18 protein-coding genes are annotated in these 16,674 nt (G+C 64.9%); 7 read left to right on the top strand and 11 right to left on the bottom strand.

The window, feature by feature from the left end; genetic code table 11:
• Window positions 1-23 precede the first annotated feature (23 nt).
• Entirely contained in the window at window positions 24-464 is a 441-nt protein-coding gene (gene fur, locus LPW30_RS04945) for a ferric iron uptake transcriptional regulator (protein WP_025280918.1), read from the bottom strand.
• A gap of 109 nt (window positions 465-573) precedes the next feature.
• Between fur and LPW30_RS04940 the strand changes: the two genes are divergently transcribed.
• A complete protein-coding gene (locus LPW30_RS04940; protein WP_239680240.1) occupies window positions 574-903 on the top strand; it encodes an outer membrane protein assembly factor BamE in 330 nt (109 codons plus the stop codon).
• A 15-nt stretch (window positions 904-918) separates the two neighbouring features.
• Here LPW30_RS04940 and LPW30_RS04935 read toward each other — a convergent pair whose 3' ends face one another.
• Genes LPW30_RS04935 through LPW30_RS04925 form a run of 3 tightly spaced genes read right to left on the bottom strand, consistent with a single transcriptional unit; the run spans window position 919 to window position 3,043 of the window.
• On the bottom strand, window positions 919-1,209 hold the full coding sequence (locus LPW30_RS04935; protein ID WP_238625016.1) for an RnfH family protein: 291 nt from the start codon (window positions 1,207-1,209) through the stop codon (window positions 919-921).
• The gene (locus LPW30_RS04930; protein ID WP_238625015.1) at window positions 1,199-1,636 is read right to left on the bottom strand and encodes a type II toxin-antitoxin system RatA family toxin; all 438 of its coding nucleotides are present in this window, start codon (window positions 1,634-1,636) and stop codon (window positions 1,199-1,201) included. Before LPW30_RS04930 ends, LPW30_RS04935 begins: the two co-directional genes overlap by 11 nt.
• A 15-nt stretch (window positions 1,637-1,651) precedes the next feature.
• Window positions 1,652-3,043, bottom strand: a complete 1,392-nt coding sequence (locus LPW30_RS04925; protein WP_026623526.1) for a sodium-dependent transporter — start codon at window positions 3,041-3,043, stop codon at window positions 1,652-1,654.
• A 96-nt stretch (window positions 3,044-3,139) separates the two neighbouring features.
• Between LPW30_RS04925 and smpB the strand changes: the two genes are divergently transcribed.
• Complete coding sequence (gene smpB / locus LPW30_RS04920; RefSeq protein ID WP_025280915.1) at window positions 3,140-3,616, top strand: SsrA-binding protein SmpB; 477 nt, start codon at window positions 3,140-3,142, stop codon at window positions 3,614-3,616.
• A gap of 4 nt (window positions 3,617-3,620) precedes the next feature.
• Here smpB and dnaQ read toward each other — a convergent pair whose 3' ends face one another.
• The 3 genes from dnaQ to LPW30_RS04905 are packed head-to-tail and all read right to left on the bottom strand — an operon-like array spanning window position 3,621 to window position 5,591.
• On the bottom strand, window positions 3,621-4,334 hold the full coding sequence (dnaQ, locus tag LPW30_RS04915; RefSeq protein ID WP_239680239.1) for a DNA polymerase III subunit epsilon: 714 nt from the start codon (window positions 4,332-4,334) through the stop codon (window positions 3,621-3,623).
• Window positions 4,335-4,384: 50 nt separating this feature from the next.
• On the bottom strand, window positions 4,385-4,840 hold the full coding sequence (gene rnhA / locus LPW30_RS04910) for a ribonuclease HI (protein WP_025280913.1): 456 nt from the start codon (window positions 4,838-4,840) through the stop codon (window positions 4,385-4,387).
• Window positions 4,833-5,591 (bottom strand): class I SAM-dependent methyltransferase, encoded by a 759-nt coding sequence (locus tag LPW30_RS04905; RefSeq protein WP_238625014.1) that lies wholly within the window; start codon window positions 5,589-5,591, stop codon window positions 4,833-4,835. The genes rnhA and LPW30_RS04905 overlap by 8 nt, the downstream gene beginning before the upstream one ends.
• A gap of 81 nt (window positions 5,592-5,672) precedes the next feature.
• On the opposite strand from LPW30_RS04905, the gene LPW30_RS04900 reads away from it, so the two are divergent.
• The 4 genes from LPW30_RS04900 to LPW30_RS04885 all read left to right on the top strand — a co-directional run bounded on the left by LPW30_RS04900 (window position 5,673) and on the right by LPW30_RS04885 (window position 9,500).
• A complete protein-coding gene (locus tag LPW30_RS04900; protein WP_029762274.1) occupies window positions 5,673-7,082 on the top strand; it encodes a LysM peptidoglycan-binding domain-containing protein in 1,410 nt (469 codons plus the stop codon).
• A 140-nt stretch (window positions 7,083-7,222) separates the two neighbouring features.
• A complete protein-coding gene (locus tag LPW30_RS04895) occupies window positions 7,223-8,038 on the top strand; it encodes a Stp1/IreP family PP2C-type Ser/Thr phosphatase (protein ID WP_238625012.1) in 816 nt (271 codons plus the stop codon).
• Between the two features lie 10 nt (window positions 8,039-8,048).
• Window positions 8,049-8,771 (top strand): FHA domain-containing protein, encoded by a 723-nt coding sequence (locus LPW30_RS04890; protein ID WP_239680238.1) that lies wholly within the window; start codon window positions 8,049-8,051, stop codon window positions 8,769-8,771.
• A 15-nt stretch (window positions 8,772-8,786) separates the two neighbouring features.
• Window positions 8,787-9,500, top strand: coding sequence for an FHA domain-containing protein (locus tag LPW30_RS04885; protein WP_238625010.1), 714 nt, complete (start codon window positions 8,787-8,789; stop codon window positions 9,498-9,500).
• On the opposite strand, the gene LPW30_RS04880 is transcribed toward LPW30_RS04885, so the two are convergent.
• Genes LPW30_RS04880 through LPW30_RS04865 form a run of 4 tightly spaced genes read right to left on the bottom strand, consistent with a single transcriptional unit; the run spans window position 9,490 to window position 15,595 of the window.
• On the bottom strand, window positions 9,490-11,145 hold the full coding sequence (locus LPW30_RS04880; RefSeq protein WP_025280908.1) for an ABC transporter ATP-binding protein: 1,656 nt from the start codon (window positions 11,143-11,145) through the stop codon (window positions 9,490-9,492). The two genes, LPW30_RS04885 and LPW30_RS04880, sit on opposite strands and share 11 nt — an antisense overlap.
• A gap of 2 nt (window positions 11,146-11,147) precedes the next feature.
• Entirely contained in the window at window positions 11,148-12,341 is a 1,194-nt protein-coding gene (locus LPW30_RS04875) for an ABC transporter permease (RefSeq protein ID WP_238625009.1), read from the bottom strand.
• The gene (locus LPW30_RS04870; RefSeq protein ID WP_025280906.1) at window positions 12,334-13,716 is read right to left on the bottom strand and encodes an ABC transporter permease; all 1,383 of its coding nucleotides are present in this window, start codon (window positions 13,714-13,716) and stop codon (window positions 12,334-12,336) included. Before LPW30_RS04870 ends, LPW30_RS04875 begins: the two co-directional genes overlap by 8 nt.
• Before the next feature lie 4 nt (window positions 13,717-13,720).
• The gene (locus LPW30_RS04865) at window positions 13,721-15,595 is read right to left on the bottom strand and encodes a peptide-binding protein (RefSeq protein ID WP_239680237.1); all 1,875 of its coding nucleotides are present in this window, start codon (window positions 15,593-15,595) and stop codon (window positions 13,721-13,723) included.
• Between the two features lie 148 nt (window positions 15,596-15,743).
• Between LPW30_RS04865 and fabI the strand changes: the two genes are divergently transcribed.
• A complete protein-coding gene (fabI, locus tag LPW30_RS04860; protein ID WP_025280904.1) occupies window positions 15,744-16,532 on the top strand; it encodes an enoyl-ACP reductase FabI in 789 nt (262 codons plus the stop codon).
• Window positions 16,533-16,674 lie beyond the last annotated feature (142 nt).

The following is a 16,674-nucleotide window of genomic DNA, read 5'->3' as shown; positions in this document are numbered from 1 at the left end:
TTGAGCGCCCGGCAGCCCGGAACTCAGTCTTCCTCGTCCTCATCCTTCGCGCAGGGGCAGGAACTCTGGCTGCATTGGCCGTAAATGATCAGCGCATGATCCTTGATGGTGTAGCCCAGGCGGTTGGCAATGGCCTGCTGTCGCTCCTCGATCAAGGGATCCACGAACTCATCCACACGCCCGCATTTCACACACACGATGTGGTCGTGATGGCGCCCGCGCTCAAGCTCGAATACCGCCTGGTTGCCTTCAAAGTGGTGGCGACTCACCAGGCCGGCAGCCTCGAACTGGGTCAACACCCGGTAGACGGTGGCCAGGCCGATCTCCTCGCCGGCCCCCAGCAACTCCCGGTAGATGGCCTCCGCGCTCATGTGGTGATCCTCTTCCTTTTCCAGGATCTGCAGAATCTTGACCCTGGGCAACGTCACCTTGAGTCCGGCCTTTTTGAGGTCTTGAGTTTCCATCGGAGGGGTTCTCCATGCGGGGCTACACCCTGGCTTGGTGTAGAATTCCGCGCTATGTGGTGTTCGGGACAGGACCCATCTTGCAATTCACGGCTTACTGGAAGCAATCATGGCAAGACTGATTCTCTATTCTATCCTTATCGCCGGCCTGTTGCAGGGTTGCAGCGGCGGGCTGTTTTCGGTGTTCAAACCGGACGTGCAACAGGGCAACGCCCTCAATGAAGATCAGGTGGAACAGCTCCAGGAGGGCATGACACCGCGCCAGGTGCGTTTCCTGCTGGGCGAACCCGTGCTCAGGGACCCCTTCCAGGGGGACCGGCGCTGGGATTACGTCTACTACCTCAAACCCGGCGATGGCCCCGCGGAGCGCCGACGCCTGACCGTTTTCTTCGAACAGGGGCAGGTGAGCCGGATCAGCGATACCGGGGGGCACCATTAATCCGGCAGCGGGCTGCTACTGGGCAGCCCGCTGCTTGCGCACCGCCTTGGGATCGGCGATCAACGGCCGGTAGATTTCCACCCGGTCCCGATCCCGCAAGGGGGCGTTGAGCTTGGCCAGCTTGCCATACACACCCACCTTGTTGCTGGCCAGGTCGACCTCGGGGCACTGATCCAGGATTCCCGACTCCTGAATCGCCTGCTCGACGGTGGCCCCCTCCGGCAGGGACACCTCCAGCACCACCTGCTTCTCGGGCCGGGCGTAGGCCACCTCCACGCGCAACCCCGATGGCTTGTCAGCGGGCACCATAGACCACCCGGGCGCGTTTCACGAAGGAATCCACCAGGCTGTTGGCCACTTGGTGGAACACAGGCCCGATCACCGCGCTCATGATGCGGTTGGAGAATTCGAACTCCAGGTCCAGGGACACCCGGGTGGCATTCTCGTTCAGGGCATCAAACCGCCAGAAGCCCTCCAGGTGGCGGAAAGGGCCATCCACCAGGCGCATTTCAATCATCTTGTTGCGCTGCAGACGATTGCGCGTGGTGAACGATTTGCGCACTGCCCCCTTGGCCAGTTCAATGGAGGCCTTGATCTCGTCCTCATCGGCCGATAGCACGGCCGAGGAACGGCATCCGGGCAGGAAGCCCGGATACGCCTTGACGTCGTTCACCAGATCGAACATCTCCTGGGGCGTGTACGGCACGATGGCCTGACGACTGATGGAAGGCATGAGACTCCTCTGGCACTAGATGATATTGATCGCTTTGAGGAACACCAGCAGGATGCCGATGGGCGCTGCGAAGCGCAGCACATAGTACCACGCTCCAAAAATCAGCCGGGAGCCGATACCCAGCTCATCCTCCACCGAACGACGGGTCATGCGCCAGCCCACGAACAGGGCGATCAGCAGCCCCCCCAGGGGCAGCAGGATATTCATGGTCAGGTATTCCAGGATGTCGAATATCGTGCCGCCAACGTAGATCACCTCCCCGCCCCAGGACACGTGGAAGCCAAAGCCAGCGGACCACAGGTTGAAGGACAGCACCGTACCGATCCCCAGCAGCCAGGCGATGGCGCCGACGATCACCGCCGCCATCGGGCGCTCGATATCCCGGTTTTCCGACAGCCACGCCACCGCCGGCTCCATCAGGGAGATGGACGAGGTCCAGGCGGCCATCACCAGCAGCACGAAGAACAGGGTGCCGAAGAACAGGCCGAAGGGCATCTCCGCAAAGGCCAGGGGCAGGGTCATGAAGATCAGCCCGGGACCCGCGTCGGCGGCCAGGCCACTGGCGAAGACGATGGGGAAGATCGCCATACCGGCCAGCAGGGCCACTGCGGTATCCGCCGACACCACGGCAGCCGAGGTCCGGGCGATGGAGGCCCGGGAGCTCAGGTAGGACCCATAGATCATGATGGCCCCCATGCCCAGGCTGAGGGTGAAGAAGGACTGCCCCATGGCGAGCAGGATGGTATCGCCGGTCACCTGACTGAAGTCGGGCTTGAACAGGAATCGCAACCCTTCCCCGAAATGCCCCAGGCTGTAGGCATAGCCCACCATCACCAGCAGCAGGACGAACAGGGCCGGCATGAGGAATTTCACCGCCTGTTCAAGGCCGGAGCGCACCCCCCGCGCGACCACCAGCACGTTCATGATCATGAACAGCGTATGCCAGGCCAGCAAACGCTCCGGATCGGAAACCAGGCCGTTGAACAGGGCCTCGACACCCTGAGCGTCCAGACCGGAGAAGGCCCCGCCCGCAGCGCGAAACACATAGGAGAGCGACCACCCGGCGACCACGCTGTAAAAGGACAGGATCATGAAGCCGGCTGCCACGCCAATCCAGCCCACCATGCCCCAGATGCGACTCAGGCCTTCCTCCCTGGACAGGGTGGCCATGGTATTGATGGGGCTTTGGCGCCCCCGCCGCCCCAGGCTGATCTCGGCCATCATGATGGGCAGACCGATGGCCAGGATGCAGGCCAGATAAATGAGCACGAAGGCACCTCCCCCGTTCTCACCGGCGATGTAAGGAAATCGCCAGATGTTCCCCAGCCCTACCGCCGAGCCGGTGGCCGCCAGCACGAAAATCAGCTTGGACGACCACTGCCCGTGTATCGAGGTTTCTCTTCTCATTGTGGATCCTCCGGATTTGCCGGTCATTTTGATGAAATTCCGCTCAGGCCTCAACGTCTCACCCCGACGAGCCGCCCCTCGTTTATAATCGCCGCCATGAGCAAGAAACAAAAAAACCAGGGGGGCGGCAGTACCATCGCCCTGAACAAGAAGGCCAGACACGACTATTTCATCGAGGATCGCCTGGAGGCGGGCCTGGTGCTTGAGGGCTGGGAGGTGAAGAGCATGCGCGCCGGACGGGCGCAGTTGAGCGAGAGCTATGTGCTCATCAAGCGGGGTGAGGCCTGGCTGTTCGGGGCCCACATCAGCCCGCTGTCCACGGCCTCCACCCATATCAACCCGGACCCTTCGCGCACCCGCAAGCTGCTATTGCACGGCACCGAACTGAGCAAGCTCATCGGCCTGGTGGAGCGGCGCGGCTACACCGTGGTGCCGCTGGCCCTGTACTGGAAACGGGGTCGGGCCAAGCTGGAGATCGGCCTGGCCAAGGGCAAGAAGGCCCATGACAAGCGGGCCGTGGAGAAGGAACGGGACTGGCAGCGGGAGAAGGCGCGGGTACTCAAGAGCGGTTGAGCGCTCACCAGCGCTCCTCCACCCCCAGCTTTTCCAGCACGCGGTGGTGGGCCTCGAGTTCCTGCTCGCTGGCCCGGGGCACCGCGAGCCGGGGTCGATCGGCGGACAGGCGGCGGATGGCCACCTCGGCAGGCCCGGTTGCCCCCTCCCCTTCCGCGTCGCCCCCCAGGGACAGGGTCTTCTGCCCGCCGGTCATGGCCAGGTAGACATCTGCCAGGATACGGGCATCCAGCAAGGCCCCGTGGAGTTCGCGACCGGAGTTGTCGATCTGGTACCGCTTGCACAGGGCATCCAGGCTGTTGCGCTGGCCCGGGTGCATCTTCCTGGCCATCACCAGAGAGTCGGTGACCGTGCAGTGGTCTTCCACGCACCCCCGGTCTGCCCCCAGCAGCTTGAGCTCGTGATTGATGAATCCCACATCGAAGGGGGCATTGTGGATGATCAACTCGGCGCCACGGATGAATTCGAGGAAGTCTTCCACCACGTCCGCAAAGCGGGGTTTGTCTGCCAGAAAGGCATTGCTGATGCCGTGGACCTCCTCGGCACCGGCATCCACCTCCCGGTCAGGCTGCAGATACTGGTGATAGTGTCGGCGGGTCAGGCGGCGCTTGACCATCTCCACGCAACCGATCTCGATGATGCGATGCCCCTGCGCCGGCTCCAGGCCGGTGGTTTCGGTGTCGAGGATGATCTGACGTGCGGGGGTATCGGTCTGCATGGTTCTCTCGGTGGGGCTTTAAGGCGATGCCGCGTGCTTGCAGGCCCGGCTCATCCGGCCAGGGCACCCGCCTTCATCTCGTCGATGGCCTGGTTGGCCAGGGTATCGGCCAACTCGTTTTCAGGGTGACCGGTGTGACCGCGCACCCAATGCCAGCTCACCTGATGGAGCGCCGCGGCGGCGTCCAGACGCTGCCACAGATCCTGGTTCTTCACGGGCTGGCCGGCGGCCGTGCGCCACTGGCGCTTTTTCCAGTTGGGCATCCACTGATTGACACCGTTCTTCACATATTGTGAATCGGTGGTCAGCGCCACCTGGCAGGGGCGCTTGAGGGTCTCCAGGGCCTGGATGGCGGCCATCAGCTCCATACGGTTGTTGGTGGTCAGCGCCTCCGACCCCTTGAGGTGCTTTTCATTCCCCTTGAAGCGCAGCACCGCGCCCCAGCCGCCGGGACCCGGGTTACCGCGACAGGCGCCATCGGTATAGATTTCCACCACTTCACTCACGATCACGTCTCCTGCACAAGGGTTTTGCCATGCCACCGGGGACCATTCCCCGCATGGCGCGCCAGCGGGGACGCATCGGGGTCATGGTGGACACCCGCTTGCGGGCCAGAATCACATAGGCCCCTCCCAGGTAAGGCAGATTGCGTCCCCCCAGCCCATGAACGATACCCAGCCGCTCCCGCAGCCCCTTTCCGCCAGCGGGTGGCGTAAAACCCGCGTAGGCCCGGGCGAGCACCTCGAAGCCTAGCAGGGACAGCCATTCCCGTGTGCGGCCGGTGCTGTAACAGGGCTGGGCCCAGGGTGTGCTCCCACGACGCCCGGGCAACATCTCCCATAACCCCATCGCACTCAGGGGGTTGAAGCCGACGATGATCACATTGCCCTCCGGCAGCAGGGTGCGCTCCACTTCCCGCATCACCTGGTGCGGATCATCGCTCAGTTCCAGGGTGTGCATCAGCAGCACCAGATCCAGGGAGTCGGCCAGCACCGGCCACGCCTCCGGAAGCGCCGCCACATGGCCCTCAACCGGTCGGTATTCCATACAAAATCGATGATTGATGCGACTGCTGGTCAGCAGATCCTCACCCAGGGCCACCTGCCCCAGTTGCAGGGCATGAAAACCGAACAACTCCGGCAGGAAACGATCCAGGTGGACCTGCACCGCCGCCAGGAGCGCTCGCCCGGGGGGCGTCGAATACCAGCGGCGCAAGGCGTCCTGGCGATCGACGATGGGAGCATGGGAGGGCGACATAGGGCGGAGGATAGAGACTTTCGCGAAGAGTGGCCAGTCAGGGTTGAGGGGGGGAACCGCCCCCGCTATCCTAGCGCGCCTATGATAAAGAAGAAAACGCTTGGACACTGGGGGGCCGCCACTGGCATCTGCATCCTGTTTGCAGGGTGTGCCAGCCTGCCCGATCGGGAGCCCCTGGAGGGCGCCGAGGAGGCGGTCCAGCCCATGCTGCCGAGCCCTCCCAGCGAGGCAGAGGCCGAGCATCTGAGGAGCGAGGTGGCACGGGCCATCAGCGAGCATTCGGTCGCCGAGCTGGGGGTCGACGATGACCTGTGGGCCCGGGTTCGCCGGGGCATGGGGATGCCCGACGCCCGTGACGAGGACCGCGTGTTACGGTATATCGAGTGGCACCAGGAATATTCCCAATATCTGGAGCAGGTCACCGCCCGTGCCGCCCCCTTCCTTCACTACATCCTGGAAGAGATCGAGGCCCGGGGGCTGCCCACGGAGTTGCTGCTGCTGCCCATCGTCGAAAGCGCCTATCTCCCCATGGCCCAGTCCCCCAGTCAGGCGGCGGGCATCTGGCAGTTCATCCCCTCCACTGGCCGCCACTTCGGCCTGGAGAGCAACTGGTGGTACGACGGTCGTCGGGACATCCACGCCTCCACCCAAGCGGCCCTGGACTACCTCACCCAACTCAATGAACGCTTTGAAGGCGACTGGCCGCTGGCCCTGGCCGCCTACAACGCTGGCCAGGGCACGGTGAGCCGCGCCATTCAACGCAATGAGCGTCGGGGCAAACCCACCGACTACTGGCATCTGGACCTCCCCCGGGAGACACAGCACTACGTCCCTCGCCTGCTGGCCCTGCAGGCCATCGTGCGCGACCCGCAGCGTTATCAGGTCGGCCTGACACCGGTGCCCGATGAACCTCGCATCCAGGTAGTGGATACCAAGGGGCAGATTGAACTGGCAGTGGCCGCCAGACTGGCCGGAGTGGACAAGGAAACCCTGAGAACGCTCAACCCCGGATTCAACCGCTGGGCGACGGCACCCAACGGCCCGCATCATCTGCTGTTGCCAGCAGACCGCGTGAGCGACTTTCACGATGGCCTCAGCCAGCTGGACGATGGCGAGCGCGTGACCTGGCAGCGTCATCGCATCCGGTCAGGTGAAAACCTGGGCCGCATCGCCGCTCGTTATGACGTGACCGTGGGCACGCTCAAGGAGGTCAATAACCTCAAAGGCACCATCATCCGTGCCGGCGATCATCTGCTGATCCCGTCCCCGGGCGTCAGCCGGCAGGTCGCCGCGGGCCCGACTCAAGGCAACGAACCCACCCGCCAGGTGGAATACACGGTCAAACCCGGCGACACCCTCTGGCATGTGGCCCGCCATCATGGCGTGACTGTCCGGGACCTGGCCCGCTGGAACGAACTGTCCACCTCCGACATCCTGCGCCCGGGCCAGACCCTGATCATCCGCACCAGCGGTGAGGCAGTCTCTGCCTGAAGCCGAACATTGGCCCCGGGTGGCCGGTCACCCCACCGATTGCCACCTTTCGCGCTATTCTGTGATGGCATCGGCAAACGGGCGAGGCTATCCTGAGAGTTCCTTGACCACCTCACCGCACGCAGACGGCGACAGCCCGGATGACCCTGAAAGAGACGCTGCAGATTGCCGGATGTACCGACCCGGGACGCACACGGGCAAGAAATGAAGATGCCATCGGCGAGGACGCGGAACTGGGCCTCATGGTGCTGGCCGATGGCATGGGGGGGCATTCCGGGGGGGATGTGGCCAGCCGCATCGCCGTGGACACCATCATTGCCGAATTACGCCAGAGCCTGGCCCGCGCCGGGGGCGGCCAGGGGGAAAGCAACGATGAGATCAGCCTGCAGGTGCGCGAGGCCGTCATCCAGGCCAACCGGGCGATTCATGAGGCCGCCGCGGATAACGTGGGCAACGCCGGCATGGGAACCACCCTGGCCGTGGCCCTGTTGCGTCCCGGGCGCATCATTCTCGCCCACGTGGGGGACTCCCGGATCTATCGCTTTCGCAACGGCGAGCTGGAACAGCTCACCGTGGATCACACCCTCATCCAGGAACTGGTGGACCGGGGCCTGTGCAGCGCCGACCAGGCACGGACATCATTGAACCGCAACCTGGTCACCCGCGCCCTGGGGATCGACTCCACCGTGGCGGTGGACATCCGCGAGGAACTGGTCATGCCCGGCGACATCTACCTGCTATGCTCCGATGGCCTCAATGACATGCTGGAGGATGCCATGATCGAGGACGTTCTCGGCCGCCATCAGGCCGACCCGCACGAGGCCTCCCGGGAACTGGTACGACACGCGAACGAGTCGGGTGGCCGGGACAACGTCTCGGTGCTGATCGGGCGCACCTCGTTGGCCTCGCGAACGCGGGGTCGCTGGTATCATCGACTCCTGGGTCTGCGACGGTAAGCTCATGGCCATGAAGTCACTTCCCCGACTGATCATCAACACCGGTGAAACCCTCAGAGGCACCGTGGCCCTGGGCAACAAGCCGATCACCATCGGTCGCCGCCCTGACAACGACATCCGCCTGGACAACCTGGCGGTCAGCGGCTATCACGCCCAGCTGATCCCCCTGCTCAATGACATCATCCTGGAAGATCTGAACAGCACCAACGGCACCCTGGTGAACGATCAGTCCGTACGCAAGCGGGTCCTGCTCGAAGGTGACAGAATCGCCATCGGCAGTCACGAACTGCTGTTCACCCGCGTCCCGCCGGAGGACATGACCGAGGATCAGGACCCTGATCCACCCGAGGAAACGCTGATCATCACTACCCGCACCGGCAAGAACCCCTCAGACGGGGCGAGTGCCGGCGCAACGCGGGCACCGGGACACACGCCCCTCACCCATGGCGCCTGTCTGCAGGTGCTCACCGGCGCACAGGCCGGGCGGGAATGGCCGCTGACCAAGGCGCTGACCACCATCGGCAGCCCTGGAGTACAGGTGGCAGCCATCAGCCGTCGGGGTGATACCTTTCACATCAGCCGCGTGGAGGGTGGCAGCCACCCCCACGCCCCTCGCCTGAACGGTGAGGATCTGGGCACCCAGCCCCGGGCACTACAACACCAGGACGTAATCGAAATCGCCGGCGTGAGCATGGAATTCATCGACCGTTCCACGCTGAGCCAGCATCACTGACCGGAACCGCTCTCCATGGCACGACTCCTGGCCTACAAGAACCGCCAACCCCAAGGGGAGTTCCCCCTCTCGGAGGGGACGACCACCATCGGTCGCAAGCCCGACAACCTCATCTGTCTGCAGGACCGCACCGTGAGCGGCCACCACGCGCGCCTGCGGCTGTACCGGGAAGAGGTGATCCTGCAGGACCTGGATAGCACCAACGGCACCTACGTCAATCGCGAGCGCATCCAGGAGAAGGCCCTCAAGGATGGGGATTTCATCCTCATCGGCAATTGGCGCCTGCGGCTGCAACTGGAATCGCCTTCGGCCGCTGCGCCCCCACCCATGGATATGCTGCGCCTGGCCACGCCCGGCATGCCACCGGGCCCGGTCTGCGACGAGGTGGCCCGCCGCATCCAGGACATGCAAACACAAGTGGACGCACGCCCCACACAAGATCCACACGCCCCGCGACCCCACGCCCGCCTGCACATCGGCAGCGGCCGCAATCAGGGTCGCAACCTGGATCTGCTCTCACCCCTGAACGTCCTGGGCGAGCCGGGCCGTCAGGTGGTGGTCATTGCCCTGGGAGAACGGGGCCAGGCCACCACGCTGACGAACCTGTTTTCGGAACTGGATCCACCCCAGGTGAACGAAGAGCCCCTGGCCGAGGGGGACAGCCGCAGCCTGCAAGATTGCGATGTGCTGGAGGTGGCCGGGGTGCGCATGGTCCTGGTCATGGACTGACCCGGGGCACGGCGGCCAGCAGCTTGCGGGTGTACTCGTGCTCCGGCTGGCGACAGACCCGGCGCGCCGGCCCGTATTCCACCACCCGCCCCTGATACATCACCGCCATGGTATCGGCCAGGTACTCCACCACGCCGATGTTGTGGGTGATGAACAGCAGGGTCAGCCCCCGCTCCCGGGTCAGGCTCATGAGGATCTCCAGGATCTGCGCCTGCACCGACACATCCAGGGCACTGGTCACCTCGTCGCAGACGATGAAGGCCGGATCCAGCACCAAGGCCCGGGCAATGCCGATGCGCTGACGCTGCCCTCCGGAGAATTCATGGGGATAGCGCCACAGGGTATCGGTGGGCAGTTGCACCTGCTCCAGCACCCTGGCCGCCCGCTCCAGACGATCCTCCTTGTCGATGCCGATCCCGTGCACCGCCATGGGCTCGGTGAGCGTGGCCGCCACCGTGAGGCGCGGATTCAGCGACGACATGGGGTCCTGGAAGATGATCTGCATGCGCCGCCGGTAAGGCTGCATGCGGCTTCGGGGCAAACGGGTGATGTCGTCGCCACCAAAGTGGATGAAGCCGCCGGTGGGCTCCACCAGACGGAGAATGGCCCGACCCAGGGTGGTCTTGCCACAGCCGGATTCCCCCACCAGGGCCAGCACCTGGCCCCGGGGAATCTCCAGGCTCACCCCGTCCACGGCTCGCACGTGGTCCACCACCCGGCGCATCAGCCCCTTGCGCACCGGGAAATGGATCTGCAGGTCATCCAGCCGCACCAGGGGATCGCCAGTGGGTGTTGGTGTCCCGCCCTCCCCCGCCGCCTCCCGACGCCGGGTGAGATTCTCCGGCAGGGCATCGATGAGTTGGCGGGTATAGGGGTGCTCCGGGTGATCCAGCACCTGGCGCACCGTGCCCTCCTCCACCAGCTTGCCCAGGCGCATCACGCCCAGTCGATGGCCCATCTGCGCCACCACCCCGAAATCGTGGGTGATGAACAGGATGGACATGCCATTGCGCTCCTGCAGTTCCCGCATCAGGCGCAGGATCTCCGCCTGCACGGTCACATCCAGGGCCGTGGTGGGCTCATCGGCGATCAAAAGGTCGGGCTCGCAGGCCATGGCCATGGCGATCATCACCCGCTGGCGCTGGCCACCCGAAAGGCGATGGGGGAACTCGTCGGCCCGCTCGGCGGGGTTGGGGATCTGCACCTGGGCCAGGGCCTCCACGGCCCGCTCCCGGGCCTCGGCGTCACTGAGCTGGGGCTGGTGCAGCTTGAGCACCTCGACGATCTGATCGCCCACCGGGAACACCGGGTTCAGGGAGGTCATGGGCTCCTGGAAGATCATGCTCATGCGCATGCCGCGGATCTGCCGCCGCCGGGCCTCATCCAGTTGCAGCATGTCCACCACTTCGCTGCGACCCTGCACGTCCCGGGCCCGGAACAGGATCTGGCCGCCCGGATGCCGGCTGATGTCCCGGGGCAGGAGCTGGATCACCGACAGCGCCGTCACCGACTTGCCGCTGCCCGACTCCCCCACCAGACAGAAGGTCTCGCCCGGCTGAATGCCAAAACTCACCCCGTCCACGGCGCGCACCGTCTCGCCGCCGGCCTCCAGATGGGTGTGCAGATCCTTCACTTCCAGCAGCACGGTCAGGCCTTCTTCTTCAGGTAGGGGTCAAGGGCGTCACGCAGGGACTCGCCCACCAGGTTGTAGGCGAACACCGTGAGGAAGATGGCGCCGCCGGGGAAGGCCGCCATCCACCAGTTGAAGGAGGAGGACTGCACCGCCTGGTTGAGCATCTGCCCCCAGGAGGGGTCGTCCACCAGCCCCAGCCCCAGAAAGCTCAGGGTGGCCTCCGCCAGGATGGCCGAGGCCACCCCGAAGCTGGCGGCCACCAGGATGGGGGCCACCCCATTGGGCAGCATGTGCCGGAACAGCACCGAACGCAGCGGCAGGCCGCAGGCCACCGCTGCCTGTACGTAGTCCTGCTCACGCAGTTTGAGAAACTCCGCGCGCACGTAGCGGGCGTAACCGGACCAGGAGGTGATGCCGATGATGATCATCATCATGTACAGGCTGCGTCCGAAGAAGGCCACGAAGGTGAGCAGCAGGAACAGGGTGGGAATGGCCTCGAAGATCTCCACGATGCGCATGCCGATGATGTCGACGATCCCCGAGAAATACCCCATCAGCCCGCCCACGATGATGCCGATGCCCAGGGCGATGCCGGTGGCGATGAAGCCGATCCCCAGGGCAATGCGCGAGGCATGGATCATGCGCGAGAGCACATCGGCGCCGTTCTCCTCGGTGCCCAGCCAGTGGCGGCGGATCTCGTCGGCCAGGGGCGACTCCAGCCCGGTGTCACCGAAATCACGCAGATAGTCCTTGGGGGAGTAAGGCACCGGGGCCCACAGCACCCAGTCATACTGCCCCGCCGCCTCGGCCTCGCGATGCTGCTCGTAGATCACCAGTTCCGGCGGCGAGACGGTGAAGTGGCTGAGGCTGCCGCTGATCACCAGCACGGCCAGCACCGCCAGCAGCTTGTGCCAGAAGGGCCGGCGCAGGAACCACACCGCCACCGCCGTGAAGAACACCGCCAGCAGGGTCACGTCCGCCGCCGTGAGATGGGTCAGCACCGGCGCCATCAGCCCCCCCTCGCCCATGGCCAGCAGCGGATGACTGGTGGCCAGGAAGGGGGCGAACACCGCCACCATCACCAGCAGCAGGATCCAGGTCAGGCCGATGCGCGCGCCCCAGCGCAGCAGCACCTCGCGGACCACCTGGGCGGCATAGCTGCGGCGTTGGCGCGGCGGGGCAAGCGCTTCCTGGGTCGATTCAGTCATAACTCACCCGGGGATCGGCAATGGCATAACACAGATCAGCAATCAGGTAGCCGGCCAGGGTGAGCACACCACTGATCAGGGTGACCGACAGCACCAGTTCCCGGTCACGGGTCTGCACCGCCTCCACGGCCAGCTTGCCCATGCCATCGATGGAGAAGATGGTCTCCACGATCACCGATCCGGCCAGCAGGCTGGGCAGCAGGGTGGCCGACACGGTGATCAGCGGCAACAATGAATTGCGGAACACATGCCGCCAGAGCACGTCCCGCTCGCTCACCCCCTTGGCCCGGGCGGTGCGCGCATAGTCCGAGAGCAGGTTCTCCAGCACCGCCGAGCGGGTGAGCTTGGCGAGAAAGGCAAAGCCCCCGTAGGCCAGGCACAGCACCGGCAGCACCAGATGCCAGAGCCGATCCAGCAGGAAGCCGCGCACGAACTCCCCCTGGGCCAGCCCCGCCGCCAGGCCGATGCCGATGGCCATGCCCACCAGCCCCAGCAGGCCCACGCGCAGGGCCACGAAACTGTTCCCCGCCGCCAGGGCCAGGCTGCCACCGACGCCGGCCATGAGCAGCAGGTGCAGCAACCCGAAGGCCTGATCCGACACCTGGGCCGCCATCATGAAACCCAGGATTGCGCCGGTGGCACTGCCCACCAGCAGTCGCCAGCGCTGCGCCGCGCGCAGGGCCAGCCAGACCATCAGGGCGGCTCCCAGGCCCGCCAGCAGGAACAACATCAGCAGGTCGGTGGCCGTGCCCCAGTGGGGCAGGAAGGTCATGTCCAGGGCCTCGCGACGATTGATGCCCCCGGTGGGGAACCAGCGCCAGAATTGTTCCGAGGCGAAGAAACCGATGAGCAGCACCCCGGCCAGCATGGTGGGCACCGACCACAGGCCCAGCAGCACCACGCCGGAGCCGGTATCGAAGCTGCCGCCGCGCCGGGTGGCGGCCTGCACTCCCACGGCGATGGCGATGATGTAGATGATGGGAATGGACAACACGTTAAGCAGCAGCGTGATGGGCAATCGCTCGGCGATCAGGTCCCCCACCGGCCTCCCATAGCGGAAACTGGTGCCCAGTTCAGAGCCCTTCCAGAATGAAAAACCCTCGATGGCCCCATCCCGGTCGAAGGTGAAACCGGCCGGCGAGATGTTGTTCACCCAGCGCAGATACTGCACCGGCGGCGGCTGATCCAGCCCGTACATGCGGTTGTAGTAGTCCTCCATGGCCTGCTTGGCCTGGGGCTCCAGGTTCATGCCGTCCACCAGGGACTGGGCACTGATGCCCCCGGGGGCCGCCGCCATGACAACGAACACCACGATGGTGATCCCGATCAGGGTCGGGATCATCAACAGCAGACGCCGAAGGATGTAGGTGAACACGGGGTCAGCGCGCGTGACGTTGTTGTTCGATGGGCACGTAGATCTCCAACGGCACCGTGCCCAAATTCAGCCCCAGGCGGGTGCGCTTGAGATTGGCCAGCCGATCATCCACGAAGGCCAGGGTCTGGCGACGCATCAAAAAGGTATAGGGCTGGTCCTCGTGCAGCACCCGCTGCACCTGGTGCCAGATGGCCATGCGCTCCTCCTCATCCACCGTGGCCCGGGCCTTTTCGATCAGGGCATCCAGCTCCGGGTTTTCGTAACTGATGAAGTTGTCCCCGCCCGACACGGTCTGGCTGGAATGGAACATCTGGTAGACATCGATCTCCACGCCGCTGGTCCAGCCCAGGGTGATGGCATCGAAATCCTTGCGGTTGAGCAGGTCCAGCATCACCGACCACTCGGTGGGCCGGGGGCGCATGAGGATGCCGGCGCGGGCATACAAATCCCGCAGGAACAGCACCATGCGCCGGGTGTCCTCGTTGTCCTGGAAGAACACCATATCGAACTCGAAGCGCTTGCCGTCGGGCCCCTGGAGGATACCGTCACCATTGCGGTCCTCGAAGCCTGCTTCCTCCAGCAGCGCGCGGGCCTTGTCCAAACTGAACTCATGGGGCTCAAGGCTGCTGTCATGCTGGGGACTGCGCGGATTGAAGGGGCTGATGGCCACCTCCGCATAGCCGAGCATGATCTCGTCGATCACCCGCTCCATATCGGTGAGGTGGGTCATGGCCAGGCGCACGCGCCGGTCGGCGAATCGCGTGGGCTCATCATTGCGCCGCTGATTCCAGCCGATGTAGGTGTAGCCGCCGGTGGGACTCATGTACTCGAAGTGCTGGGTGCGGGCCTGCAGGCGCTCATCCTCCAGCAACTGCCGGTATTCCCGGGGCCGGGCCGTGTAGAGATCGATGTCCTGATTGCGGAAGGTGGTCAGCCGGGCGCTGTCATTCTCGATCACCCGCCACAGCAAGCGGTTGAAAGGCGGGTCCACCGGACCCCAGTAACGGGGATTGCGCTGCAGTTCCACCATGCCGGCGTCCGGTGTCCAGCCCTTGGGATCGCTCAGGCGATAGGGACCCGAGCCCAGCAGCAGGCCGCGGGATTCATTGAAGCGGCGGGGCTCATCCAGGTAAGGCTCGTAGAAGTGGCGGGGCATCACCTGCATGCCGCCGGCCAGGGAAAGACTGTTGAAATAGGGCTCGGAGAAGGTGAAGGCCACCTCGTGCTCGCCCAGGGCCTCCACCTTTTCCAGTTTTTCCAGGAAGGCCCGGGCCCGGGGGGCAGCGATGTCATCGTTCATGATGAACTCGTAGGTGAACACCACGTCATCCGCGGTGAGGGGCTCGCCGTCGGAGAATTCCAGGCCCTGCCGCAGCTGAAAGGTGATGGTGAGCCCATCGTCGCTGAATGCCCAGTCCCGGGCCAGCAGGCCCTGCCATTCCAGGGTGTCCGGGTCGCGCACCAGCAGGGACTCGAGCACATAACTCTGCACCTCGCTGGCGTAGGCATCGCTGGACACCAGCGGCGTCAGTGTGGATAAGCCGGTGGGAAAGGCCCGCACCAGCCAGTCTCCGGTGGCAAAGTCCGGTTGCTGGCTGGCCTCGAAGGCCCGGGCAAAGGCCTCGGGCACGGCATCGGCATCCGCCGGCCCCTCCCCTGCACCGGGCGCCACCACCCCGGCCCGCAGCCGCGCATCCAGCCCCTGCACCGCCCCGCGGATGCGACGCAGATCGTCTCCCTGCTCCTGCAGGGTACGCTGCATCTCCGCCATGCGGGACCACTGCCGATCCACCTGGTACATGAGCAGGATCAACAGCAACCCCAGACCCAGCAACAGGCCCAGCATCACGAAGTCTTTCGAGGTGTAGCGTTTTTCCATCGGACGGGTCCATGACGGCTTGAGGGCCAAGTCTCCGGGTTCGGCGAGGGTGTGACAAGGGGTGGGGCGCGCGTCCCGCACCGTTAGTAGTATCATGTCCGCCGAATCATCTTGATACCACTGAAACAGACAGACAGGAGATCACAGCATGGGTTTCATGACCGGCAAGCGGGTGCTCATCACGGGCGTGGCCAGCAACCGCTCCATCGCTTATGGCATTGCCAAGGCCATGGCGCGTGAGGGCGCGGAACTGGCCTTCACCTACCAGGGCGATCGCCTGAAGGATCGGGTGGCCAAGCTCGCCGGGGAATGCGGCTCCAGCATCGTGTTGCCCTGCGATGTATCCAGCGACGAACAGATCAATGCGGTTTTCGAGCAACTGGGTCAGCACTGGGATGGACTGGAGGGCCTGGTACATGCCATCGCCTTCGCCCCCAAGGAGGCCCTGGAGGGTGATTTCCTGGATGGCATGTCCCGGGAGGCCTTCAACACCGCCCATGACATCAGCAGCTACAGCCTGGCGGCCCTGGCCAAGGCGGCCCGGCCCATGATGAAGGGCCGGGATGCGTCCATCCTCACCCTGTCCTACCTGGGCGCCGTGCGTTCCATGCCCAACTACAACCTCATGGGCCTGGCCAAGGCCAGCCTGGAGGCCAACGTGCGTTTTCTGGCCTACACCCTGGGCCCGGAGGGCGTGCGCGTGAACGGCATCTCCGCCGGCCCCATCCGCACCCTGGCCGCCGCCGGCATCGGCGACTTCCGCAAGATCCTGGACCATGTGGAGAACAATGCCCCGCTGCGTCGCAACGTGACCATCGAGCAGGTGGGCAACGCCGCCGCGTTCCTGTGCTCGGACCTGGCCTCGGGCATCACCGGGGAGATCACTTACGTGGACTCCGGCTACAGCACACTGGGGCTGGGGCCGGCGGAGGTCTGATGGGTTCTACTGTGCTCTTCTCCCCTCACCCCAACCCCTCTCCCCATGGGGGAGAGGGGCTATATTGAGGGCCTGCAAGCGCCCATCTCCCCGCAGGGGAGATGGGTCGGCAACCCAGGGTAACAATGAACTTCTGATGGAC

It is taken from the genome of Ectothiorhodospira variabilis (assembly GCF_022227625.1).
In the GTDB taxonomy this organism is placed as follows: Bacteria; Pseudomonadota; Gammaproteobacteria; order Ectothiorhodospirales; family Ectothiorhodospiraceae; genus Ectothiorhodospira; species Ectothiorhodospira haloalkaliphila.
Note: the sequence above shows the minus strand (reverse complement) of the source record. Positions and strands in the feature narration are given on the sequence as shown.

What these genes read in the sequence shown, in the direction of transcription:
- fur (WP_025280918.1), bottom strand. Translation starts at nt 464, where the DNA reads ATGGAAACTCAAGACCTCAAAAAGGCCGGACTCAAGGTGACGTTGCCC.
- LPW30_RS04940 (WP_239680240.1), top strand. Translation starts at nt 574, where the DNA reads ATGGCAAGACTGATTCTCTATTCTATCCTTATCGCCGGCCTGTTGCAG.
- LPW30_RS04930 (WP_238625015.1), bottom strand. Translation starts at nt 1,636, where the DNA reads ATGCCTTCCATCAGTCGTCAGGCCATCGTGCCGTACACGCCCCAGGAG.
- LPW30_RS04925 (WP_026623526.1), bottom strand. Translation starts at nt 3,043, where the DNA reads ATGAGAAGAGAAACCTCGATACACGGGCAGTGGTCGTCCAAGCTGATT.
- smpB (WP_025280915.1), top strand. Translation starts at nt 3,140, where the DNA reads ATGAGCAAGAAACAAAAAAACCAGGGGGGCGGCAGTACCATCGCCCTG.
- dnaQ (WP_239680239.1), bottom strand. Translation starts at nt 4,334, where the DNA reads ATGCAGACCGATACCCCCGCACGTCAGATCATCCTCGACACCGAAACC.
- LPW30_RS04905 (WP_238625014.1), bottom strand. Translation starts at nt 5,591, where the DNA reads ATGTCGCCCTCCCATGCTCCCATCGTCGATCGCCAGGACGCCTTGCGC.
- LPW30_RS04900 (WP_029762274.1), top strand. Translation starts at nt 5,673, where the DNA reads ATGATAAAGAAGAAAACGCTTGGACACTGGGGGGCCGCCACTGGCATC.
- LPW30_RS04895 (WP_238625012.1), top strand. Translation starts at nt 7,223, where the DNA reads ATGACCCTGAAAGAGACGCTGCAGATTGCCGGATGTACCGACCCGGGA.
- LPW30_RS04890 (WP_239680238.1), top strand. Translation starts at nt 8,049, where the DNA reads ATGAAGTCACTTCCCCGACTGATCATCAACACCGGTGAAACCCTCAGA.
- LPW30_RS04885 (WP_238625010.1), top strand. Translation starts at nt 8,787, where the DNA reads ATGGCACGACTCCTGGCCTACAAGAACCGCCAACCCCAAGGGGAGTTC.
- LPW30_RS04875 (WP_238625009.1), bottom strand. Translation starts at nt 12,341, where the DNA reads ATGACTGAATCGACCCAGGAAGCGCTTGCCCCGCCGCGCCAACGCCGC.
- LPW30_RS04865 (WP_239680237.1), bottom strand. Translation starts at nt 15,595, where the DNA reads ATGGAAAAACGCTACACCTCGAAAGACTTCGTGATGCTGGGCCTGTTG.
- fabI (WP_025280904.1), top strand. Translation starts at nt 15,744, where the DNA reads ATGGGTTTCATGACCGGCAAGCGGGTGCTCATCACGGGCGTGGCCAGC.